Genomic DNA, 21,210 nt, shown 5'->3' with positions numbered 1-21,210 from the left:
CCTTGGTGGGGCTATCGGCCGCAGGCGAGGAAAATTTAGGGCGGAGTGACTGCCTGTCCGGCGGCGTCGAAGGCCTGGTCGAACAACTGTTGCACCGGCGTGCCCATTTCGCTGAACAGCAGGGCCAGCATCATCATGCCCAGCAGCAGCGAGACCGGCAGGCCGAGCTGGATGGGGTTGAGCGCGGGTGCCGCGCGTGCCAGTGCGCCGAAGGCCAGGTTGACCGCGAGCATGGCCACGGTCAGCGGCAGGGCCAGGCTGACCGCACCCCGGAACACCTGCAGCATGAAGTTGGGCACGGTCGAGGCCAGCGCGTGCGCGTCCGGCAGCGAGGTGCCGATCGGCACCACCTTGTAGCTGTCCATCAGCAGGCTGATCAGGGCCAGGTGGCCGTTGGCGGCGAAGAACAGCAGGCCGAACAGCAGGTAGAACCACTGGCCGATGACGCTGGAGCTGCCGCCGCGGGCCGGGTCGGTCATCTGGGCGAAGGCCAGGCCGGTGCCCTGGGAGATCAGTTCGCCGGCCAGCGAGCCGACCTCGAACACCAGTCGCAGGGTGAAACCGATGGTCACGCCGATGGCCAGTTCCCGCAGGACGGTCAGCACGGTGGCGGCATCGAAGCCGTTCCACACCGGCACCGGCGGCAGCACCGGGGCCAGCGCCAGCGACAGGGTCAGCGCGACCAGCGCCCGCACGCGCCCGGGCACCGCGCGGGTACCGAACAGCGGCATGGCCAGCAGCATCGCGCCGATGCGCAGGCCAACCCACAGGACCGTGCCGATCATGGCGAAGGCCTGCTGGCCATCGACGACCATGCGGGTGGCGGCATCCATGTGGCGTTATCCGATCAGGTGTGGAATTCGCTGGAACAGCAGGGTGGTGAATTCGACCAGGTGGCCAAGCAGCAGGCTGCCGAGTGCGAACAGGGCGGCGGTCAGGGCAGCGGCCTTGGCGATGAAGGCGATGGTCGGTTCGTTGAGCTGGGTGGCGGCCTGGATGATGCCGACGACCACGCCGACCACCAGCACGGTGAGCAGCAGCGGACCGGCGACCCACAGGGTGGCGAGGAGGCCACCGCGCAGTTCGGTGAGGGCGAGTTCGGGAGTCATGCCGGGATGCATGCAAGCCCGGTGCCAGAAATCCGGCGGGATTCCGGCGCCGCTCGCGCCGTGGCTGGCCGGCTCTGGATCTGGCTCAGGCTGTGGCCTTTGCTTTGCTTTGCTTTGCCTTTGCTGTTGCTCCAGTTTGTGACCTTCGGGCCCCTTCCGCAGCGACGGAGCCGGCGGCCAGACCCCGCAGGGGCGACGCACATGGATGTGCGTCGTTTTTCGCCGAGACATGGATGTCTCGTCGAAAAATCGCCGTTGGCGGAGTGGACCCGGGCCACGCAGTGGCGCGGGCGCGAGGACAGGGCGTGCTTTCTTTTGGTTACCTTTTCTTTGCACGAGCAAAGAAAAGTAACTCGCTCCCTGCAAGGGAGCGAAAGCCCTGCTTCTACAAGCTTTGGCTTTGGCTGTAGCCGGCAAAGCAACGGCAACGGCAACGGCAACGGCTTTCGCTGCCCTGCGGCCAGCGAGCACACCTTTCTTTGCTTGTGCAAAGAAAGGTGGCCCAAAGAAAGCACACCCTGCCTCCGCGCCTTCCGCGCTCCGCGCTCCAGGTCCACTCCGCTGGCAGGATTTTCCGACGGGACATCCATGTCCCCTCGGAAAACGACGCACATCCATGTGCGTCGCCCCTGCGGGGTCCTTTCCGCCAGCTCCGTCGCTACGGAAGGGGCCCGGTAAATCAAAGGCGAAGAGCCAAAGCCAAAGCCAAAGCCAAAGCCAAAGCCAAAGCCAAAGCCAAAGCCTCTCCGCATTACGGGCGCCCTGAACTCGAGCAGCCTGCATCCACTAGGCAAAGCCAGACGCGGGAAACGAAGAAGCCGCGAACAGGTCGCGGCTTCTTCGTGAATCAAGACGGGCGGGGTCGTCAGACCGCGTTGAAACTCGCGGCCAGGGTGCCGACCACCAGCACCCAGCCGTCCACCAGCACGAACAGCAGGATCTTGAACGGGGCCGAGACCAGCATCGGCGACAGCATCATCATGCCCATCGACATCAGCACCGAGGCCACCACCAGGTCGATGATCACGAACGGGATGAAGATCAAAAAGCCGATCTCGAACGCCGTCTTCAGCTCCGAGGTCACGAAGGACGCCACCAGCACCGGGAACGGCACCGCCTCCGGGCTGCTGTAGGTCTCGTGCCCGGCCAGACCGGCGAAGGTCATCAGGTCGGTCTCGCGGACCTGGGCCAGCATGAAGGCGCGCAGCGGTTCGGTGGTCAGCTTCCAGGCCGTCTGGAAATCGATCTGGCCGTCCAGGTACGGGCCCATGCCTGTGCTCCACGCCTTGTCCCACACCGGCATCATCACCATCGCCGTCAGGAACAGCGCCAGGCCCATCAGGATCTGGTTGGACGGCGACTGGCCGGTACCCAGCGCCTGGCGCAGCAGGCCCAGCACGATGATGATCCGGGTGAAGGCGGTCAGCACCAGCAGCATCGACGGCAGCAGGGTGATGGCCGTCATCAGCAGCAGGGTCTGCATCGGCAGCGTCACCGGCTGGCTGCCGATGCGGCCGACATCCACTTCCGGCAGCGAGGGCAGCTGCGGCGCACCGGGAGTGGCCAGCGCCAGCATCGGCAGGAGGGTCAACAGCAGCAGCGCCAGCAGTTGCAGGCCGCGCCGCGGGAAGGGGCGGGAACGCATGTCAGGAGTCCTTGCGCAGCTTCTGCGAGAGCAGCTGGGCGAAATTCGGAAGTTGCTTGAGGTCGGGCAGGGACGGGGCCGGCACCGGCGGCAGTGGTTCGGGCAGCTGGTGCAGGGTGTTGATGCCGCCGGCGGTCACGCCCAGCAGCAGCTGGGTACCGTTGACGTCCACCACCACCACCCGCTCCTTGGCACCGACCGCGGCCGTGGCGACCACGCGCAGGCCGGGGGTCTGGCGGAAGCTGCTGCCGGGCATGCGCTTGAGCACCCAGCCCAGGCCCATGATCAGCGCCAGCACCGCGAACAGGGCAAATACCGCTCCGCCCAGGCCCGGTGCGCTGGCCGCGTGCTGGCCGACCTTGGCGGCCGGGGCAGCGGCGACCAGCGTGGCGAGGGTCGCCTGGGCGATCACCGCAGTCTCCGGATCCGCTCGCTCGGGCTGACCACGTCGGTCAGGCGCACGCCGAAACGGTCGTTGATCACGACGACTTCGCCGTGGGCGATCAGGGTGCCGTTGACGAACACGTCCAGTGATTCGCCGGCTCCGCGTTCCAGTTCCACGACCGAACCCTGGTTGAGCTGCAGCAGGCTGCGGATCGGCAGGCGGGCGCGGCCGACTTCCAGCTGCAGGGTCACCGGGACGTCGAGGATCACGTCCAGGTTCAGGTCAGGACCCTGTTCTTCGTCGGCGCGCAGGTCTTCGAACTGGGCCGGGATGGGCTCCTGCGCCGGGGTGGCTTCGGTTTCGAGGTTGTCGTTCATTGCGGGTCTTCCTGGATAACGGGGTTGCGCGGGCGGGTACCCGGCGGATGGGTGGCGGTGATCTTGATCGCGTTGCGCTCGTTGGCGACGCCGAACTCACCGGTGAACACGGGGATGCCTTCCACGCACAGCGGCACCTTCTTGGTCAGTTCGATCGGGAGGATGTCGCCGACCTTGAGCGAGGTCAGGTCGCGCAGGCTCAGGGTGCGCTTGGCCAGCACGCTGGACAGTTCCACCTCGGCGGTATCGAGCTGTTCGCGCAGCATGATTGCCCAGCTCTCGTCGCGGTCGTTGCGGTCGGACTGGATGCCGGCGTCGAGCAGTTCGCGGATCGGCTCCAGCATCGAGTAGGGCAGGGTGATGTGGATGTCGCCGCCGCCACTGTCCAGTTCGACATGGAAGCGGGTCACCACCACGTACTCGCGCGGGCTGACGATGTTGGCGAAGTGCGGGTTGATCTCCGAGTTGATGTACTCGAAGTCGGCGTTCATCACCGGGCCCCAGGCTTCCTTGAGGTCGGTGAAGGTCTGCTTGAGCATCAGGTGGATGACGCGCATCTCGGTGGCGGTGAACTCGCGGCCCTCGATGCGGGTGGGGTAACGCCCGTCGCCCCCGAAGAAGTTGTCGACCACGGCGAACACCAGGGTCGGCTCGAACACCACCAGGCCGGTACCGCGCAGCGGCTTGAAGCGGATCAGGTTCAGGTTGGTCGGCACGTACAGCGAGTGCAGGTAGTCGCCGAACTTGGTCAGTTCGATGCCGCGCACCGAAATCTCGGCGGAGCGACGGATCAGGTTGAACAGGCCGATGCGCCAGAGGCGGGCAAAGCGCTCGTTGACCATCTCCAGCGTCGGCATGCGGCCGCGGATGATGCGGTCCTGGCTGGCGAAGTCGTAGGTGCGCGCCTCGCCCGGATTGGTGGGTTCCTGCTCGGTGGCAACGGTCCCGGAATCGACGCCATGCAACAGCGCGTCGATCTCGTCCTGGGACAGCAGGTCGTTCATGGTCATCGACGCACCTTTACTGGGTGACGAAACTGGTGAACAGGAGCTCGTCGGCGTAGGGCTTGCCGGTCTCGTGCTTGAGCACCTTCTGGACCTCGGCCAGGGCCTCGGCCTGCAGCTTCTCGCGCCCGGCGCGGTCGGAGATCTGGCTGGCCTGGATCTGCGAGAACAGCATCAGCAGGCGCGCGCGCAGCGCCGGTGCATGGGCCTTCATCGCTTCGATGGCCAGCGGGTCGCGGCTCATCAGCTGCACTTCGACCTGCAGGTAGCGCGGGCCGTCGTAGGAGGTGGGCAGGTTGACCACGAAGGCCGGATCCAGGGCGAAGTACTGCGCCGGAGCGAGCTTGGTCGCGGCGGCGTCCTTGGCGGGCTGGGCGTCCTTCTGGGTGAAGAACCAGACGCCGCCACCGGCCGCAGCCGCGGCTACCAGGGCGATCAGGGCAGCAGACAGCAGTTGCTTGCGCGGCTTGTCGGACTTGTCCTGCGACTCGTCTTTCTTCTTGGATTTGTCGGCGGCTGTAGCCACTTGGGGGTGCTCCTCAGGGTTGCTGTCCCTTCAGATGCAATGCCCGTGCCGAAAACCGCGATGTGCCGGTGGCAGGAATTTGACGTGCCCCGGTTGCCGGGACGGTGATGGCGGCCCGCAGGCCGCCAGGTGGATCAGGCGTAGGTGTCCAGCAGGCCGCGCAGGGTCACGCTGGTTGGGACCGCAGCGTCGCTGCCCGCACCAGTCGCCGGGCCGGCGGCAAGACCGGTGCCCTGGCCGTCATGCGAGCCACCGGACTGGGTGGTGTCGCCCTGGCCGACGTCGGCGTGGGCCAGTTCCATGCCGTGCTCGCCGAGCATTTCGCGCAGGCGCGGCAGGCTGCTTTCCAGGGCCTGGCGGACTTCGGCATGGGCACTGCTGAAGCTGGCGTGGACACGGTCGCCGTCCAGCTGCAGCCGGACCTCGATCGCACCCAGGTCGTTCGGGGTCACGCGGATGTGGGCGTGGCCGATCTTCTGGTCGGCCATCCACGACAGCCGCGCACCAAAGGCATCGCCGAAATCCTCGGCGTGCACGTCAGGAGTGGCCGTCGGCGCGGCGACGGCAGCCAGCGATGCCAGGCCGGTGACGCGGGTTTCGCCCACGCCGGACAGGGCGTGCAGCAGCGCCGGTGCCGTGCCGGTGTCGGCCTGCGTGCCCTCGGCGTCGCCGGCGGCACCCTGCAGCAGTTGCTGGAACTGCAGCTCGGCGTCCGGCGTACCGGCATCGGTGGACACGGCCAGCTGGCTCGCCACGTCTGCCGGGGAGGCGGTTGCAATGGCTGCAGCGGTTCCCTGCTGCAGGGTCATCGGATTGACCGCCGGCGCTGATGCCCCCATGGCAGCGGGCCCGGTTCCGGCGGCATTGGGGCTGGCAGCGGCTGATGCAGCTAACGGCTGGCTGGGCGATGCCGGCAGGGCGAAGCCCAGCCCGGCCAGGCCGGCCGGCGGCCAGGTGTCTTCGGTATCGCTGTCGTCGGCCCCCAGGGCGTCGTCACCCTCGTCTGTGGCAGCGGCCAGCGTGGAGGACTCCGTTGCCGCGGCATCTTCGGCCTCGGTGGCCGGCTGTGCAGCGGCCCCGTTGGAGGAGGCCGATCGCTGGTCGGCCGCAGTAGCGGCAGGCGACGGAGCCGGGCTGGCCTCGGCAGCCGGGGTGGACTTGAGCAGCGTGCCGAATTCCTGGCGCTGGCCCTCACCCCGCGCCGTGCTGGTCGGGGTCGAAGGCGTCGCGGCCGGGGTGGCAGGCGCCAGCGCGGCAAAGGCGGACAGGGTGTTCATGGGGTTTCTCCGGATTCCTGGGCAGCGGCGGCCTGGGCCAGGCGCACGCGCCGCGCGCCCAGGTCGTCCATTTCGCGCTGGTCACGGCGTTCGACCACCTGGCGCTCCTGGGCCCGGTAACTGGCGGCCAGTTGTTCCAGCACCTGCTTGTCGCGGCTGGCCAGCAGGAGGCGCGCGCGCTCGGCCTCGACCCGCTCGCGGTTGCGGTCCACGGTCTGGCTCTGCTGCTGCACGGCGCTGTCCAGGCGGTCCAGGAAGGCGCGGCGGTTGAGCAGCTGGGCCGGGCTGGTCGCCGCCATCTGCGCGTTGGCGTATTCCTCGGCGTAACGGCGCAGCTCCTCCAGGCGGTTGAGGTGGGTTTCGAGCACGCGCTGGCGTTCGGCCAGGTCGCGGGCGACGGCATCCTCTTTCTCCTGGGCGCGCTTGAGCAGCGGATCGATGCGCTGGGACTGCTTCATGGCTTAGCTCTCTTTTTCCACCAGGTTCTTCAGTGCGGCCTGGCTGTGCGGCAGGTCGGCGGCCCTGGCCACGTCCTGGCCAAGGAACTCCAGGATCTCCGGCCAGCGTTCCAGGGCCTCGTCGGTGGCCGGATCGTTGCCGCGCTGGTAGGCGCCGATGGCGATCAGGTCGCGGTTGGCCGAGTAGGCCGACACCAGCCGCTTGAGCTTGCGGATGCGCAGGCGCCACGGCTCGTCGGCGATGTCCTGGACCACGCGGCTGACCGAGGATTCGACGTCGATGGCCGGATACAGGCCCGAGTCGGCTACGCGGCGGGAGAGCAGGATGTGGCCGTCGAGGATGGCGCGGGCGGCGTCGGCGATCGGATCCTGCGGATCGTCGCCTTCGGTCAGCACGGTATAGAACGCGGTGATCGAGCCGCGGCCCTTGGCACCGTTGCCGGCGCGCTCGACCAGGGCCGGCAGCTTGGCGAACACGCTCGGCGGATAGCCGCGGGTGGTCGGCGGCTCGCCGACGGACAGACCGATCTCGCGCTGGGCCTGGGCAAAGCGGGTCAGCGAATCCATCAGCAGCAGCACGTTCAGGCCCTGGTCGCGGTACCACTCGGCGATCGCGGTGGCGCGGTAGGCACCATGCAGGCGCGCCAGCGGCGGTCGGTCGGCCGGGGCCGCCACGACCACGGCGCGGCGGAGGCCTTCCTCGCCCAGCGTGCTCTCCACGAAGTCGCGCACTTCGCGGCCACGCTCACCGATCAGGCCGACGACGATGACGTCGGCGGCGGTGTAGCGGGTCATCATGCCCAGCAGGGTCGACTTGCCGACGCCGGAGCCTGCGAACAGGCCCACGCGCTGGCCGCGGCCGATCGGCAGCAGCGCGTTGATCGCGCGCACGCCCACGTCCAGCGGCTGGGTGATGGGTTCGCGTGCCAGTGGGTTGATCGACACGCCGGCCATCGGCGAGGTGCCTTCGGCGCGGATCGGACCCTTGCCGTCCAGCGGCACGCCATCCGAATCGATGACGCGGCCGAGCAGGCCTTCGCCCACTTCCACGCCGCCGCGGCGGTACGACGGCACCACCCGGGCATTGGGCAGCAGGCCGTGCAGCTCGGCGCTGGGCATCAGGTAGGTGCGGTCGCTGGCGAAGCCGACGACTTCGGCATCGACCCAGCCGCCATCGACCTCGACCTTGCAGGTTGCGCCCATCGGCGCCTCGCAGCCGACGGCTTCCAGGGTCAGGCCGACCGCACGGCGCAGCACGCCTTCGCGGATCAGGCCGCGGCTGGCGCCGGGCTCGATGCGGATGTCGTCCAGGCGCGCGGCCAGGCGCAGGTTGCGCGCGGTCATCCACTCGGCCGGGGCCGGATGCGGGACGGCCGGGGTCATTGTTCAGCCTCGGAACGGCGCATCACCGTGGCCAGCGCGGCGCGCAGGCGGGCTTCCATCGTGCCGTCGATACGCACCGATTCGGCATGCACGCGCAGGTCGCCGCGGCTCAGCGACGGATCGGGATTGAGGCGGTGGCCGGGGCCCAGGTTCAGCAGCGGGGCGAGGGCGGCGATGTCGTCGGGATGCAGGCGCACCTCGACGTCGCGGCTGGTGGAACCCACCGCGTCCAGGGCTTCGAGTACCAGGTCCTGCAGCAGCTCGGGCTCGGCCTCGTAGGCGCGGCCGACCAGGTTGCCGGCGATGCGCACGGACAGTTCGCCCAGCGCGCCGACCACCTCGTTCTCCAGCCGCACCAGCGGCCGGCTGAAGTTGTCCAGGATGCCTTCGATCTGCGCGATCAGGCGGCGCACCTCGGCCTGGCCCTGGGCATAGCCATCGGCATGGCCGCGTTCGAAGCCTTCCTGCTGGGCCGCGTTCTGGATCGCCTCGATTTCCTCCAGGGTCGGCGGCTTGAGCGCCGGTTCGGTTTCGGGCTCCGGTTCGGGCTCGTCTCCCAGCCAGGCTTCGTCGGCCTGCAGTTCCTCGGCCTCCAGCTCCGGATCCGGCGTCGCCATCAGGTCGGGGGCAATCCAGCGGACGACGTTGCTCACAGCATGGCCTCTGCGTTGCCGCCGATGGTGACGGTGCCTTCATCGGCCATGCGCTTGACGACGGCCAGGATCTCGCGCTGGGCGGCCTCGACGTCGGACAGCTTGACCGGACCGCGCGCTTCCATGTCCTCGAGCAGGATTTCGGCCGCACGCTGGGACATGTTGCGGGTGATCTTCTCCTTGACCTTGTTGTCGGCGCCGCGCAGGGCCAGGCCCAGGCGTTCGCCGGAGACTTCGCGCAACACCAGCTGCATCTCGCGGTCGTCCAGGTCCACCAGGTCGTCGAACACGAACATCAGGTCCTGGATGCGGGTGCCCAGCGGGGCGTCGATCTGCGCGATCTGGCCCAGGATCACCTGGTCCTGGCCACCATCCATGTAGTTGAGGATGTTGGCCGCGCACTGCACGCCGCCGATGCTGGACGACTTCAGGTTCTGGTTGCCGGCGAACTGGCGCTCCATGATCTCGTTGAGCTCATTGAGTGCGTTCGGCGGGATGCCGTCCAGGGTCGCGATGCGCAGCAGCACGTCCACGCGGGTGCGCTCGGGCAGCAGCTTCAGCGCGTCGGCAGCCTGGTCGGTTTCCAGGTGCGCCATCACGATGGCGATGATCTGCGGGTGCTCGTTGCGCACCAGGTCGGCCACCGCACGCGGGTCCATCCACTTCAGCGCGTCCAGGCCGGTGGTGTTGCGGCCGAGCAGGATGCGGTCGATCAGGTTGCCGGCCTTCTCGCTGCCCAGCGCCTGCACCAGCATGTTGCGGATGTAGTCATCCGAGCCCACGCCCAGCGAGGTCTTCGAGCCCAGTTCCTGGCCGAACTGGTCCATCACTCGCTCCACCTGCTCGCGGGTGATGTCGGTCATGGTGGCCATGGCGATGCCGATCTTCTGCACCTCCTTGGGTTCCATGTGGCGCAGCACTTCGGCCGCATCCAGCTCACCCAGCGAAAGCAGCAGCACGGCCGCGCGCTGTACACCGGTCAGTTGTGCCTCAGTCATTGGCCACCCAGCCCTTGACCACCTGGGCCACGCGCTTGGAGTCGGTCTTCACGGCTTCACGCGCCATCCGCAGTCGTTCCTCATATGAATCCACCGGCAGTGCGAGCGCATCCGGTCCGCCCAGGCTTGCCCGGTCGGTGCCCAGCGCCGGCAGCGGCATGCCATCGTCATCCACCAGCTGCACGTCCGCGGTGTGCGGCTCCAGTGCCTGCGGGTCGTCCTTCCTGTTCTGGCCGGTGATCGCGCGCAGCGCCGGGCGCAGTACGCCGAACAACAACGCCAGCACCACCACCGCGCCGAGGAGCATGCGGCCGGCATCGTGCACCCATGGCAGTTCCCACCAGGCCGGGCCTTCGACCGGCGTGGTGTCACGCACGAACGGGGCGTTCATCACCGACACGGTGTCGCCACGCTCGGCGTTGAAGCCGACGGCCTGCTTCACCAGCGCCTCGACGCGGGTCAGTTCCGCGGCCGACAGCGGCTGCGGGCTGACCTTGCCGTTGGCGCCGGCGCGCGGCACGTTGTCCACCAGCACCGCCACCGACACGCGCTTGATGCGGCCGGCCGGCTGGCGGGTGTGCTGCAGGGTGCGGTCCAGCTCGTAGTTGCGGGTGGCGTTCTTGCTGCTTTCGGTCGGGGCCTGCGCGGCGGCCGGCGCGGCCTGCTGGCCCGGCGGGCTGTTGCTGGTGGCACCCGGCACGCCCTGCGGACCCGGCGTGCTGGTGGTGTTCTCGCTCATCTGCTCGCTGCGCAGCTTCTGCGGTTCACCGTTGTAGAGCTCACGGGCTTCCTCGATCACCGAGAAGTCCATGTCCACGCTGACTTCGGGATTGACGCGGCCGACGCCGGTCATCGGCTCCAGCAGTTCGCGGATGCGCTGGTTGAACGAGGTTTCCTGGCGACGCACCTGCTCGAACTGGGCCGCGTTGACCGCTGCCTCGCTGTTCGGATCGGTGATGGTGAGCATGCGGCCGCTCTGGTCGACCACGGTCACGCGTTCGGGGGCCAGGTCCGGGATCGACGAAGCCACCATGTGCACGATGGCGTCGACCTGGTTGCGCTCCAGCTGCTGGCCGCCACGCAGTTCCAGCACCACCGAGGCGCTGGCCACTTCGCGGCGCCGGGTGAAGGCGCTGGGCTTGGGGATGGCCAGGTGGACGCGGGCGTCACGCACCGGGCGTAGCGTGGTGATGGTGCGCACCAGTTCGGTTTCCAGCGCGTGCTGGTAGCGCGCGTTCTCCACGAACTGGCTGACGCCGAAGCCCGGGTCACGCTCCATCAGCTCGAAGCCGAGGCGGCCGCTGTCGGTCAGGCCGGAGCCGGCCAGCTTCAGGCGGGCATCGTGCAGGTTCTTTTCCGGCACGGTGATCGCGCCGGTGGCGGCATCAAGCTGGAACGGGATCTGCGCCGCGCGCAGCAGGTCGGTGGCCTCGGCCGTGGCCTTCTGGTCCAGTCCGGTGTACAGCGGCACCATCGGCGTCTTCTGTGACCAGAAGAACACGGCGAGGCCCGCGGCCACGGCCACGGTGATCATCGCCATCAGCCCCAGCCGGCGGGCGATCTGCAGACTCTGCAAGCGGTCGAACCATTGTCCGGCTGCTTCGGAGTTGAACGATTCCTTGGAAAGGGCGAGTGCCATGCGGATCTATTCCTTACAGCGGCATGTTCATCACGTCCTGGTAGGCCTGGACGAGACGGTTGCGGACTTCCACGGTGGCGCGGAACGCCACCTGGGACTGTTGTGCTGCGACCATCACCGCGGCCAGGTCGGCACCGGGTTCACCCAGTTCGAAGGCACGGGCGAGGGCACCGGACTTGACCTGCTGGTCATTGACGCCCTGCAACGCGCCACGGAGGGTCTCGGTGAAGCTGGGAACTTCCTGGACGGGTTGGCCGGTAACCAGCCCTTCGATCGCATTGCTGCGCGGAGCGTCGGTAGCCGGCTGGATCGGGGCCAGTTGGGTCTGGAGGCTGCGGATCTGGGTAAGGACGGAGTTGACGGAGTGGGACATCGGCGTGCATCCGGGCAAATGGGGGGCAACTGTCCCCCGTTCAGTTGCAAGGCCTGTGCCGAAACGCTGCCGGTTTTCCGGCTCGCTACCGTGGGCCTGGTCCGTCAGCGACAGGGCAGGCGGGAGGCCTTGCGCAGCCTTGGTTCCGGGCTGCGGAGGGACGTGTGCAAGGGCAGTGCCCAGACCCCGGCGGGGGCTGGATGACGGGAAGCTGCCGTCGCCCCGACGGAACGCCAGCGTCGGTCCGCTGGCCGCCGCGTGTCTGGATCCCGTCTCCGCCGGGCAACGCCCGCTGCGTCAGCGCGGCGTCCGGAAACAAAAAAGCCACCAGCGGTGGCCGGTGGCTTTCGGGGGTGAAGCTGACGGGGAGAGTCCGTCAGCTGGCCAGTTCCATCTGGTCGCGTTCGATGCCGTACTTGCGCAGCTTCTCGACCAGGGTGGTGCGGCGCAGGCCGAGCAGTTGGGCAGCGTGGGCGACCACGCCCTGGGTGCGCTCCAGCGCCTCGTTGATCAGGCGCAGCTCGATGCCGGCGATATGGTCGCGCAGGTCCATGCCGTCGTCGGGCAGGATCGGCTCGCCTGCGGCCGGAACCGGGGCCGTGACCACGGCGGCCGGAGCAGCGGCCACGGCCACCGGGGTCACCGGAGCGGCGGCGGTGAAGTGCGCCGGCAGCGGCTGCGACAGCAGCACCGAACGTTCCTCGGTCTCGGAGACTTCCGCCGGCGGGGCCGCCTGGAAGTCGCCGCGGTAGCGGGCCGGCAGGTCCTGCACGCGGACCATGCCCGAGGGATGCAGCACGGCCAGGCGCTCGACCAGGTTGGTCAGCTCGCGCACATTGCCCGGCCAGGCGTAGCAGGCCAGCGCCTGCAGGGCTTCGGCGGCGAAGCGCACCTCGCCACGGCCGGTGCGGGCCAGCTGGGCGGCGATGGTTTCCACCAGGGCCGGCAGGTCGGCGGCACGCTCACGCAGCGAGGGCACGTCGATCGGGAACACGTTGAGGCGGTAGAACAGGTCCTCGCGGAACTTGCCCTCGGCGATGCGCTCTTCCAGGTTGCGGTGGGTCGCGGCGATGACGCGCACGTTGCAGCGGATGGTCTGGTTGCCACCGACGCGCTCGAAGCTGCGTTCCTGCAGCACGCGCAGCAGCTTCACCTGCATCGGCAGGCTCATGTCGCCGATTTCGTCCAGCAGCAGGGTGCCGCCCTCGGCCATTTCGAAACGGCCCTTGCGCGCGGTCAGTGCGCCGGTGAAGGCGCCCTTCTCATGGCCGAACAGTTCGCTTTCCAGCAGGTCGGCCGGAATGGCGCCGCAGTTGATCGCCACGAACGGGCCGTCACGGCGCGGCGAGCGCTGGTGGATGGCGCGCGACACCACTTCCTTGCCGGTACCGGATTCGCCCAGCACGAGCACGGTGGTATCGAATGCGGCGACCTGCTCGATCATGGTGCGCAGGGCGGTCACTGCCGGGCCGTTGCCGGTGGGGCCCTGGTCCTGGGCGGCGCCTGCCTGATGCTCGGCATCCAGGCGCTTGAGGCTGGCGCGGCGCAGCAGTGCTTCCATCTGCGCGTGGCGCAGCGGGGTTTCCAGCGGCCACACATTGGCCTCGTGCAGGCCGTGGCGGCGGGCGAACGCGACCGGGTCGCCGTCCATCAGCAGCACCGGCGGCGGCAGCGAGGCGCGGCCCAGCCAGGAGAAGAAAGCATCGGTCTTTTCCGCGTCATCCTGGCTGCCCACCACCAGTGCCATCCAGTCGTTCTGGCGGTAGCGCTGCGTGTCGATGTCGGCGGCGTCGGTGAGCCAGCGCGGTGTCAGGTCCATGAACTCGAGCAGTGCAACCGTACGCTCGGCGCGGACGCCGTCGCTGTCCAGGACCAGGATGCGGGACTCACTCATTGCTTTCTTCCTTTGAAATGCTTTCCAGGATCGGCATGACTTCCTGGATGTAGGACAACTTGCTTACGAAATTGTCGGCGCCGGCGCGCTGCGCGTGTTCGCGGTGCTCGGCGTCGTCGAAATGGCTGGCGATGACGATGTAGGGCGGCTCGTCCTGGGTCTTGATCAGGCGCGTGGCCTGCAGGCCGCCCATCTCGGGCATCGCCAGGTCCATCAGCACCACGCGCGGGCGCAGCGCCTCGGAACGTTCGATCGCTTCCAGCCCGTTGGCGGCGCTGCCAACCACCTCCAGCCACTCGATCTTGCGGAAGTGGCGCATCGCGGCGTTGATGAATCCCTCGTGGTCGTCGACCAGCAGGACGGTGAGCTTCTTCATGATTTCCATCTCCTCAGCCCACGCGGGCCAGCTGGGGCTTGCTCCCCAGGCGGCGACGTTCGCGGGCCGGGGCGATATCAAGCTGTTCCCGGTATTTTGCGACGGTCCGGCGGGCGATGTTGACCCCCTGTCGCGAAAGCAGGCCGGCGATCGCCTCGTCGGCCAGCGGCTTGCCGGCCGGCTCGGACTCGATCAGGCGGCGGACCATGGCCTTGACCGCGGCGCCGGAGATGCTGGCGCCTTCCAGCCGCACAGCGAAGAAGTGCTTCAGCTCGAAGGTGCCGCGCGGGGTCTGCAGGTACTTGCTGGTGGTGATGCGCGAGACGGTGGACTCGTGCATGCCGATCTCGTCGGCCACCTCCTTCAGGGTCAGCGGCGCCAGTGCTTCGTCGCCGTGGACCAGGAAACCGGCCTGGCGCTCGACGATCACGCGGGTGGTGCGCAGCAGGGTCTCGTAGCGCATCGACAGGCCGCGGGTCAGCCAGCGGGCTTCCTGCAGCATGTCGCGCAGCGGCTGGGCGGCTTCGGTGGTCTCGGCCAGGGCGCGCTCGTAGGTCGGGTTGATGCTGACGCGGTGGGTGGTGGCCGGGTTCAGCGCCACGCGCCACTGGCTGTCGGCGTGCCAGGCCACCACATCCGGCACAACAACTGCATTGGTATCGGCAAGCAGCGGCTCACCGGGGCGGGGCTGCAGCGACAGCACCAGGCGGACGGCTTCGCGGACGTCGGCTTCCTCGACATCCAGGGCGGCGGCCAGGGCCGGGTAGTCGTGGGCGGCCAGCACCGACAGGTCGCCGTTGAGGATGCGGGCGGCCAGCGGACGGCCGGGGGCCGGGGCGGGAAGGGCCTTGAGCTGGGCCAGCAGGCATTCGCGCAGGTCGGTGGCGGCCATGCCGGCCGGCTCGCCGTTGAGCAGGCGCTGGCGGATGGATTCGACGTGCGCGCCGCTGCGGTCGAAATGCGCGCTGGCCAGCAGGGTCAGGTCGGCCAGCGGGGCATCCAGGTAGCCGGCGTCATCGCAGTGCTCCAGCCAGAAGCCGGCGATGGCCAGGTCGGCCTCGTCCAGTTCCAGGGCCAGCTGCTGCAGCACGCGCAGCTGCGGGTCGGTGGATTCGCCGGCCGGGGTCTGGGCCATGCGGTCCTCGTCGCCGTCGCGCCAGCTGGCGCCGGCCACGTCCCACATCGAGGTCTCGGGCAGTTCGTCGAACGCGGCGGTATCCAGCGCCGGGTCCTGGCTGGCTTCCGGGGTGGACGATGCTTCGGTGTCCTGTTCCAGCTCCAGCAGCGGGTTGGTCTCCAGTGCTGCCCGGATTTGCTGCTCGAGCTGCATTCCGTTGAGCTGCAGCAACCGGATCGACTGCAGCAGGGCTGGGGTCAGATGCAGCTGTTGCCCAAGCTGGGCGGAGAGAGAAGTCTTCATTTCAAATCCCTTGCGCCAAATCCCCGACGCGATGGGCGCATCTTCGGCAGGTCCGGGAACGTCTTGAATCGGGGGGCGCCCTAGGGGGGTGGTCGGTTCTCTGACGCAGCGTCAGGGGCGCCCCGACTTGCGTCGCCCTTTTGGCGTCGCAAGTGGTTGAAATGTGGAGATTCCGTGAGTTCGGAGTGAAAGACGGTCTTCGCGCGACGGGTTTTCGTTTCTGTGACCCGGTTCCAATCTGAACCGTGAGTCAGAAAGCTGTCGTTTACAGAAGCTCGGACTGGTGGCGCGCAGCCAGCAGCACCAGATCATTGGCGCGACGGCAGCCCAGGGCCTCCATCATTCGCGCCCGGTGGGTCTCCACGGTCTTGACGCTGATGCCCAGGTCGGCGGCGATTTCCTTGGTGCTCTGGCCGTTCCCGATCTCGCGCAGGATCTGCCGCTGGCGGGGAGAAAGTGCGGCAATGCCGACCGGACGATCACGTCCCAGCATCGGCGCCAGCATCTTGGCCGAGATCTGCGGGCTGAGGAAAACCTGGCCCATGTGCGCGGCACGCAATGCCAGTTCCAGCTCCTGCGGGGCGGCGTCCTTGACCACGAAACCAGCGGCGCCACGGTCCAGCGCATCACGGACATGCGCCGCGTCGTCGTGCATGGACATCATCACCACCTTGGTCCCCGGCGCCTTTTGCTGCACGTCGCTGAGCGCGTCCAGGCCACTGCGCCCGGGCAGGGAGAGGTCCATCAGTACCAGGTCCGGCGCGTGCTGCAAGGTCAGTTCCAGCGCCTGTTCGGCGTTGCTGGCCTCGGCGATGACCTCAATGTCGCTGAACATCTGCAGCAAACGGCTCAGGCCAGCACGGACCAGAGTGTGGTCATCGACGATCAGGATTCGCACGGCGTGTGAAGGCAGGAGCAAGGACGGCCACCTTAACGGAGCGGCGGGGATACGCCAACCGCGGCGTTATGCCTAGACATCAGCGAGCTCGCCTGGACTCGGCGACCTGGCGCCGGTGTAGCCGGAAAAGGTGGCGTTCCAGCGCCATTTCGAGCGCGTCGCTGGTGCTCTGGAAGCGCAGCCACAGGTGGAATCCCCCCGAGCCGCTGGCGGCCTCGGCCAGCACCGTCACCGGCAGTTCCACGCAGTCCGGCAGCCAGTCCGAGGGCTGCAGGCGTGCCAGCCCCTGGTTGCCCGGGGATGCACCGCTGCGCGAGCCCAGTTCCAGCCGCAGGCCACGCCGGGACCAGCGCACCGGGCGCAGGGGCAGGGCGTCGGTGGATTGACGCACCAGCCGACCCAGCAGGAGCAGGGTCAGGTCGAGCTTGGCCTCCAGCCGCTGCAGTTGCTGGGAGGCTTCTGCACGCTCCTCAGCGGCATCCTCGCCGCGTCCGTCCTCCACCAGCGCCACGCTGCGCAGCAGCATCTCCGCCGCCCCTGGGCGCACGATTGCGCTGCCCAGCTTGAATTCGGCGGGCAGGGCCAGGTCGCAGCCGAGGGTGTCGTCGAACAGCTCGACCTCGGCCGGGTGGTGGATGGCGCTGGCGCGGCCGTCGGTCATGCCAGCGATTCTGCCTGGTGGTAGGCGCGGGCGGCGCGGATGGACTGGCGTCCGGCACGCAGGCGGGCGGCGGCGATGTCCCGGCGCACCAGCATGTCGGCCATCAGCGCCTGCTGCAGCTTCAGCAGGCCCTGCAGCGCGGGTAGCGGAGCGCGCACGCCCTGGCTGTGCACGTACTCGCGCAGGTGGCGGTCGTGGCTGTGCATCAGTTGCTCGGCAAGCTCATAGTCCTCGGTTTCCACCGCCACGCGCAGCGCCTCGAGGTCGGAGTACAGGCTCTCGATGTTGTTGTCGGGAAGCATGGGGCCTCAGGCGCTGGTTGCAGCGGCCTGCGGCTGCTGCGGAATGGCATTCCAGGCGGACTCGATCTCGCCAAGCAGGGACAGGGATTCCAGCAGTGCCGCCTGATCGTTGTGCAGGTTGCCCATGGTAAGTCGCTGCAGCACGTAGTCGTAGAGCGCCGACAGGTTGCCGGCGATCTCGCCGCCAGCCTCATGATCAAGCGACCCGTTTAGATGGCCGACGATGGCACAGGCCTCTCCGATGGCCTTGCCCTTGCGGGCGTGGTCGCCACGCTCCATGCAGGCTTCGGCCAGGCGGATGCGTTCGCACGCTCCGGTCAGCAGCAGTGCAACCAACTTGTGCGGGTCGGCGTCGGACACGGCGGTGTTCACCCCGACCTTGCGGTACTGCTCTGCGTACTGACGGCTGGAACCGTACATTGAATGAGTCTCCTGGTTGGCCACCCGGCGCATGGCCTTTCGGTGGCATCAGGGCCCGCCACGGGCCCTGCATTGTGTTGCTGTTTGTATCGGCGCCGGCAGCGCCAAACTTGAGCGCCGCCGTGCGGGTTCAGCTGCTGGTCTTCTTGGCCAGCTGCTGGGTCAGGTAGTCGCTGGTGGTCTGCATCTGGCTGACCAGCGATTCCATCGAGGTGAACTGCTTGGTGTAGCGGGTGGACACCTGTTCCATGCGCGCATCCAGGTCGTCCAGGCGCTTTTCCAGATCCTTGATCTGCTTGTTCAGCGTGTTGGTGCGCTGGGTGATGGTGCCGGTGGTGGCATCCAGGTTGCTCTTCAGCATGTCGGTCATCGACTTGCCGACTGTTCCGTCGGCGCCGAACATATTGGCGACCGATTCCGGGTCCTTGGCGATGGCCGCGTCCAGTTTGGTGCTGTCCAGCGTCAAGGTGCCGTCGGTGGCCAGGGTGATGCCCAGCGCCTTCAGTTCATTCACGTTGGGGCTCAGCTGCCCGCGCAGCTGCTGCTGCAGGCCGCGCACCATAGCATCGCCGGTCAACGCCGAGGCCGTGTTGGTCTCGCTGTTATAGGCGGTGGCGGACTTCAGCGTGGTGTTGATCGCGTTGTAGGCGGTCACGAAGGCGGTCAGGTTGGCCTTCAGCGCGCTGTTGTCGCGGCCGATGGTCAGGGTCTGCTTCACGTCCGGGTTGGCCTTGGTCAGCGTGAGCGTGACGCCCGGCACCAGGTCGGAAATCGTGTTGGAACTGGAGGTGCGGGTGAAGCCGTCCACGATCACGATCGCGTCCTTGGCTTCCACCATCACTTCCATCTTCGAGGCGGCGGTGCCGTCATAGGCCAGGTCATCCAGGGTGCCGTTGCCGCCGGACGGGGTGACCGTGATCGCGCCGGCTTCGCCGGAATCCACGGCGGTCAGCACCAGGTGCTGGCCATCATCGGCGGTCACCACCGAGGCGACCACGCCCTTGCCGCCGGAGGCCTTGTTGATCGCCTTGGCCACGTCGGCCAGCTTGCTGTCGGCTGCAATGTCCACGTCCAGGCTGGTGTCGCCGTAGCCAATCGTCAATTTACCGCCGCCGATCGCCGCATCCTTGTCGAACGCCTTGGAGCTGAGCTTCTGGTTCTGTGCCAGCTGCTGCACCTGCACCTGGTGGGTGCCGGCCACCGGGCTGGTGGCGTTGTCGCCGGTATCGACGGCGGCGGTGAAGGTGGCATCGGTGCCCAGGGTGGTCTTGTAGCCGGGGTTGTCGGCACTCTTGACCAGAGCGGCCAGCGCGGTCTGCAGATTGGACAGGCCACTCTTGATGGTGCTGATGGCCGACAGCTTCGAGGTCGCAGCCGTGCCCAGGGCGTTGATCTGGTTTTCCTGCGGCTCGCGCTCCTTGGCGACCAGCTGCGCGACGAGGGTGGGAATGTCGAGACCGGTACCGACGGTTCCGATGGCCATGAGAAGTCCTTGTGCTGTGGGCGGGCGGAGCCACTGCCGTTGCAATGGCTATCGGCCGCCGGAATGGAAGCTTGAGCGCACGCGCGTGCGCCGATGCATGCGCCGCTGCAAGGCCTGTGCCAGCCGGCGGGGGCGCTGGACGCCGGCCGCGGTCACAGACGCAGAAAGGCCGCCCGAAGGCGGCCTTTCTGTACTGCCTGAACCGGTGCGGGGGTCAGCCCTGCAGCAGGCTCATCACGCTGGACGGCGACTGGTTGGCCTGGGCCAGCATCGCGGTACCGGCCTGCTGCAGGATCTGCGTGCGGGTCAGTTCAGCGGTTTCCTTGGCGTAGTCGGTGTCGCGGATACGGCTGCGCGAGGCCGACAGGTTTTCCGAGGTGGTGTTCAGGCTGGCGATGGTGGAGGTAAAGCGGTTCTGGATCGCACCCATGTCGGCACGCGAGGAGTTCACGGCGGTCAGGGCGTTGTCGACGATCGACAGGGCACGCTGCGCGCCTTCCACGGTGCCGATGTTCAGGTCTTCGGCGTGGACGCGGGTGAAGGTGGTGTCATCGGTCAGGTCGATGACCGACTGGTCAGTGAAGACCGAGTCATCAAAGCCTCCGGTCTCGATGTTGGTGTCGGCCGGTCTGGTCCATCTTCTCGTTGATGGCGTTGCGCAGCGCGTTGGCCGCGTCCTTGCCGGTGGCGGCGGCATCCAGCTTGATGTCGTCGATGGCGACGTTGTTTACGGTGCCGCCGGTCAGCACGACCTTGGAGGGGTCCACGGTGTCGGCAGTCAGGCCGGCCACGGCCGTATCGGTGATGGTCGGGCCGGTGACGTCAGTTGCGAACACGGTGCCACCCAGCGAGCTGGTGCGCGAGTTGACGATGTTGCTGATGCCGATGGTCTGGCCGGCATCGGCGCCTACCTGGAACAGGGCGCCGGAGAAGGAGCCGTCCAGCAGGCTAGTGCCGTTGAAGTTGGTCTGGCGGGCGACGCGGTCGATTTCCGAGGTCAGCTGCTTGACTTCGGCATCCAGTGCCGCGCGGTCGCTGTCGGAGTTGGTGGCGTTGGCCGACTGCACCGACAGTTCGCGGATACGCTGCAGGTTGTTGCCGATTTCGACCATCGCGCCTTCAGCGGTCTGGGCCAGCGAGATACCGTCGTTGGCGTTGCGCACGGCAACGTCCAGGCCGCGGATCTGGGTGCTGAACCGCTCGGAGATAGCCAGGCCGGCAGCGTCGTCCTTGGCGCTGTTGATGCGCAGGCCCGAAGACAGGCGCTGAATGGTGGTGGCGAGGCTGGAACCGCTGGTCGACAGGTTGCGCTGTGCGTTCAGCGACATCACGTTGGTGTTGATGACTTGTGCCATTGCCGTGCTCCTCGAAGGAATGTGGTTGGTTAACAGGGGGGTCCCCGGGGGAGGACCGTAAGGGCGTTGTGCCCCGTTGAATTCAATAACGACCCTCGCAGCGGAACCTTTAGGGCAGTGCCTGAAATTCTTTCGAAATGTCAAACCCGGTGGCAGGAGCCACCAAATGCCCGGTGCGGCAATGGCTCCTGCGCGGCGCCTGGGTCGCCGCAAGGCTGCCCGGTCACTGTCGTTCTCGCTGGTTGAACACCGCACGAGGAGTCGGCACAGGGGCACAGATTCCAGCCCTGTTCAAGTGCATGGGCGCGGGCACCATTGGAGTAACCGCGTCGGCCAGTACATCCGGCGCACGCATCTCTGATCCAGGGCCGGCTGTGCCGCGCGGCGGTCCATCGGCGGATCCGTCGGATCATGTGGCGGGCGCCCAGGGCTGCCCAGACGGGCGGGGGCGAAGCCACGTTCGGTCAGATCCTGCATCCCCATACAGGCGCTGATGGCTGGTACGGTTGATCGGCTGGCACAAGCGTTTCCAGCAACAGCGCGAATAGTATTGTCTGATCCGGACCCTGCCCTG

The 21,210-nt window shown here is 67.8% G+C and carries 22 protein-coding genes and 1 pseudogene; all 23 read right to left on the bottom strand.

Translation table 11 applies throughout. From position 1 onward, the window contains the following. Positions 1 to 35: 35 nt before the first annotated feature. Positions 36 to 833: a flagellar biosynthetic protein FliR gene (fliR, locus tag LG380_RS04820; RefSeq protein ID WP_225763841.1), complete on the bottom strand. Its 798-nt coding sequence runs from the start codon at positions 831 to 833 to the stop codon at positions 36 to 38. A gap of 6 nt (positions 834 to 839) precedes the next feature. Continuing rightward, positions 840 to 1,109 carry a flagellar biosynthetic protein FliQ gene (locus LG380_RS04815; protein WP_225763840.1) on the bottom strand — a complete coding sequence of 90 codons (270 nt, stop codon included), beginning with the start codon at positions 1,107 to 1,109 and terminating at the stop codon, positions 840 to 842. 865 nt (positions 1,110 to 1,974) lie between these two features. After that, on the bottom strand, positions 1,975 to 2,754 hold the full coding sequence (gene fliP / locus LG380_RS04810; RefSeq protein ID WP_225763839.1) for a flagellar type III secretion system pore protein FliP: 780 nt from the start codon (positions 2,752 to 2,754) through the stop codon (positions 1,975 to 1,977). Between the two features lies 1 nt (position 2,755). Beyond that, positions 2,756 to 3,163, bottom strand: coding sequence for a flagellar biosynthetic protein FliO (gene fliO / locus LG380_RS04805; RefSeq protein ID WP_225766448.1), 408 nt, complete (start codon positions 3,161 to 3,163; stop codon positions 2,756 to 2,758). Continuing rightward, on the bottom strand, positions 3,163 to 3,516 hold the full coding sequence (gene fliN / locus LG380_RS04800; protein ID WP_225763838.1) for a flagellar motor switch protein FliN: 354 nt from the start codon (positions 3,514 to 3,516) through the stop codon (positions 3,163 to 3,165). The genes fliO and fliN overlap by 1 nt, the downstream gene beginning before the upstream one ends. Further along, the gene (fliM, locus tag LG380_RS04795; protein WP_225763837.1) at positions 3,513 to 4,526 is read right to left on the bottom strand and encodes a flagellar motor switch protein FliM; all 1,014 of its coding nucleotides are present in this window, start codon (positions 4,524 to 4,526) and stop codon (positions 3,513 to 3,515) included. The genes fliN and fliM overlap by 4 nt, the downstream gene beginning before the upstream one ends. A gap of 10 nt (positions 4,527 to 4,536) precedes the next feature. Then, positions 4,537 to 5,046, bottom strand: a complete 510-nt coding sequence (locus LG380_RS04790; RefSeq protein ID WP_225763836.1) for a flagellar basal body-associated FliL family protein — start codon at positions 5,044 to 5,046, stop codon at positions 4,537 to 4,539. Positions 5,047 to 5,180: 134 nt separating this feature from the next. After that, entirely contained in the window at positions 5,181 to 6,323 is a 1,143-nt protein-coding gene (locus LG380_RS04785; protein WP_225763835.1) for a flagellar hook-length control protein FliK, read from the bottom strand. Further along, complete coding sequence (gene fliJ / locus LG380_RS04780) at positions 6,320 to 6,781, bottom strand: flagellar export protein FliJ (protein ID WP_225763834.1); 462 nt, start codon at positions 6,779 to 6,781, stop codon at positions 6,320 to 6,322. The genes LG380_RS04785 and fliJ overlap by 4 nt, the downstream gene beginning before the upstream one ends. 3 nt (positions 6,782 to 6,784) lie before the next feature. Next, positions 6,785 to 8,164, bottom strand: coding sequence for a FliI/YscN family ATPase (locus tag LG380_RS04775; protein ID WP_225763833.1), 1,380 nt, complete (start codon positions 8,162 to 8,164; stop codon positions 6,785 to 6,787). Next, positions 8,161 to 8,817, bottom strand: coding sequence for a FliH/SctL family protein (locus tag LG380_RS04770; protein WP_225763832.1), 657 nt, complete (start codon positions 8,815 to 8,817; stop codon positions 8,161 to 8,163). Before LG380_RS04770 ends, LG380_RS04775 begins: the two co-directional genes overlap by 4 nt. Continuing rightward, positions 8,814 to 9,800, bottom strand: coding sequence for a flagellar motor switch protein FliG (fliG, locus tag LG380_RS04765; protein WP_225766447.1), 987 nt, complete (start codon positions 9,798 to 9,800; stop codon positions 8,814 to 8,816). Before fliG ends, LG380_RS04770 begins: the two co-directional genes overlap by 4 nt. A gap of 7 nt (positions 9,801 to 9,807) precedes the next feature. After that, positions 9,808 to 11,454 carry a flagellar basal-body MS-ring/collar protein FliF gene (gene fliF, locus LG380_RS04760; RefSeq protein ID WP_225763831.1) on the bottom strand — a complete coding sequence of 549 codons (1,647 nt, stop codon included), beginning with the start codon at positions 11,452 to 11,454 and terminating at the stop codon, positions 9,808 to 9,810. A gap of 13 nt (positions 11,455 to 11,467) precedes the next feature. Continuing rightward, on the bottom strand, positions 11,468 to 11,827 hold the full coding sequence (gene fliE / locus LG380_RS04755; RefSeq protein WP_225763830.1) for a flagellar hook-basal body complex protein FliE: 360 nt from the start codon (positions 11,825 to 11,827) through the stop codon (positions 11,468 to 11,470). A 376-nt stretch (positions 11,828 to 12,203) separates the two neighbouring features. Next, positions 12,204 to 13,721 carry a sigma-54 dependent transcriptional regulator gene (locus tag LG380_RS04750; RefSeq protein WP_225763829.1) on the bottom strand — a complete coding sequence of 506 codons (1,518 nt, stop codon included), beginning with the start codon at positions 13,719 to 13,721 and terminating at the stop codon, positions 12,204 to 12,206. Then, complete coding sequence (locus LG380_RS04745; protein ID WP_225763828.1) at positions 13,714 to 14,097, bottom strand: response regulator transcription factor; 384 nt, start codon at positions 14,095 to 14,097, stop codon at positions 13,714 to 13,716. The genes LG380_RS04750 and LG380_RS04745 overlap by 8 nt, the downstream gene beginning before the upstream one ends. A 13-nt stretch (positions 14,098 to 14,110) precedes the next feature. After that, a complete protein-coding gene (gene rpoN, locus LG380_RS04740; RefSeq protein WP_225763827.1) occupies positions 14,111 to 15,517 on the bottom strand; it encodes an RNA polymerase factor sigma-54 in 1,407 nt (468 codons plus the stop codon). A gap of 265 nt (positions 15,518 to 15,782) precedes the next feature. Then, on the bottom strand, positions 15,783 to 16,415 hold the full coding sequence (locus LG380_RS04735) for a response regulator transcription factor (protein ID WP_225766446.1): 633 nt from the start codon (positions 16,413 to 16,415) through the stop codon (positions 15,783 to 15,785). 79 nt (positions 16,416 to 16,494) lie between these two features. Further along, the gene (locus tag LG380_RS04730; RefSeq protein WP_225763826.1) at positions 16,495 to 17,076 is read right to left on the bottom strand and encodes a PilZ domain-containing protein; all 582 of its coding nucleotides are present in this window, start codon (positions 17,074 to 17,076) and stop codon (positions 16,495 to 16,497) included. Continuing rightward, on the bottom strand, positions 17,073 to 17,378 hold the full coding sequence (locus LG380_RS04725; RefSeq protein WP_225763825.1) for a hypothetical protein: 306 nt from the start codon (positions 17,376 to 17,378) through the stop codon (positions 17,073 to 17,075). Before LG380_RS04725 ends, LG380_RS04730 begins: the two co-directional genes overlap by 4 nt. Positions 17,379 to 17,384: 6 nt before the next feature. After that, on the bottom strand, positions 17,385 to 17,798 hold the full coding sequence (fliS, locus tag LG380_RS04720) for a flagellar export chaperone FliS (RefSeq protein ID WP_225763824.1): 414 nt from the start codon (positions 17,796 to 17,798) through the stop codon (positions 17,385 to 17,387). Between the two features lie 130 nt (positions 17,799 to 17,928). Continuing rightward, positions 17,929 to 19,281, bottom strand: a complete 1,353-nt coding sequence (gene fliD, locus LG380_RS04715; protein ID WP_225763823.1) for a flagellar filament capping protein FliD — start codon at positions 19,279 to 19,281, stop codon at positions 17,929 to 17,931. Positions 19,282 to 19,495: 214 nt separating this feature from the next. Further along, positions 19,496 to 20,636: pseudogene (locus LG380_RS04710) on the bottom strand (flagellin). Between the last annotated feature and the right edge of the window lie 574 nt (positions 20,637 to 21,210).

This window comes from Stenotrophomonas sp. Marseille-Q4652 (assembly GCF_916618915.1).
In the GTDB taxonomy this organism is placed as follows: Bacteria; Pseudomonadota; Gammaproteobacteria; order Xanthomonadales; family Xanthomonadaceae; genus Stenotrophomonas.
This window is presented reverse-complemented; position numbering and strand designations above follow the sequence as displayed.

Excerpts from the sequence above, each read along its gene's own strand:
- fliR (WP_225763841.1), bottom strand. The coding sequence starts at position 833 with ATGGATGCCGCCACCCGCATGGTCGTCGATGGCCAGCAGGCCTTCGCC.
- LG380_RS04815 (WP_225763840.1), bottom strand. The coding sequence starts at position 1,109 with ATGACTCCCGAACTCGCCCTCACCGAACTGCGCGGTGGCCTCCTCGCC.
- fliP (WP_225763839.1), bottom strand. The coding sequence starts at position 2,754 with ATGCGTTCCCGCCCCTTCCCGCGGCGCGGCCTGCAACTGCTGGCGCTG.
- fliN (WP_225763838.1), bottom strand. The coding sequence starts at position 3,516 with ATGAACGACAACCTCGAAACCGAAGCCACCCCGGCGCAGGAGCCCATC.
- fliM (WP_225763837.1), bottom strand. The coding sequence starts at position 4,526 with ATGACCATGAACGACCTGCTGTCCCAGGACGAGATCGACGCGCTGTTG.
- LG380_RS04785 (WP_225763835.1), bottom strand. The coding sequence starts at position 6,323 with ATGAACACCCTGTCCGCCTTTGCCGCGCTGGCGCCTGCCACCCCGGCC.
- fliJ (WP_225763834.1), bottom strand. The coding sequence starts at position 6,781 with ATGAAGCAGTCCCAGCGCATCGATCCGCTGCTCAAGCGCGCCCAGGAG.
- LG380_RS04775 (WP_225763833.1), bottom strand. The coding sequence starts at position 8,164 with ATGACCCCGGCCGTCCCGCATCCGGCCCCGGCCGAGTGGATGACCGCG.
- fliF (WP_225763831.1), bottom strand. The coding sequence starts at position 11,454 with ATGGCACTCGCCCTTTCCAAGGAATCGTTCAACTCCGAAGCAGCCGGA.
- fliE (WP_225763830.1), bottom strand. The coding sequence starts at position 11,827 with ATGTCCCACTCCGTCAACTCCGTCCTTACCCAGATCCGCAGCCTCCAG.
- LG380_RS04750 (WP_225763829.1), bottom strand. The coding sequence starts at position 13,721 with ATGAGTGAGTCCCGCATCCTGGTCCTGGACAGCGACGGCGTCCGCGCC.
- LG380_RS04745 (WP_225763828.1), bottom strand. The coding sequence starts at position 14,097 with ATGAAGAAGCTCACCGTCCTGCTGGTCGACGACCACGAGGGATTCATC.
- rpoN (WP_225763827.1), bottom strand. The coding sequence starts at position 15,517 with ATGAAGACTTCTCTCTCCGCCCAGCTTGGGCAACAGCTGCATCTGACC.
- LG380_RS04730 (WP_225763826.1), bottom strand. The coding sequence starts at position 17,076 with ATGACCGACGGCCGCGCCAGCGCCATCCACCACCCGGCCGAGGTCGAG.
- LG380_RS04725 (WP_225763825.1), bottom strand. The coding sequence starts at position 17,378 with ATGCTTCCCGACAACAACATCGAGAGCCTGTACTCCGACCTCGAGGCG.
- fliS (WP_225763824.1), bottom strand. The coding sequence starts at position 17,798 with ATGTACGGTTCCAGCCGTCAGTACGCAGAGCAGTACCGCAAGGTCGGG.
- fliD (WP_225763823.1), bottom strand. The coding sequence starts at position 19,281 with ATGGCCATCGGAACCGTCGGTACCGGTCTCGACATTCCCACCCTCGTC.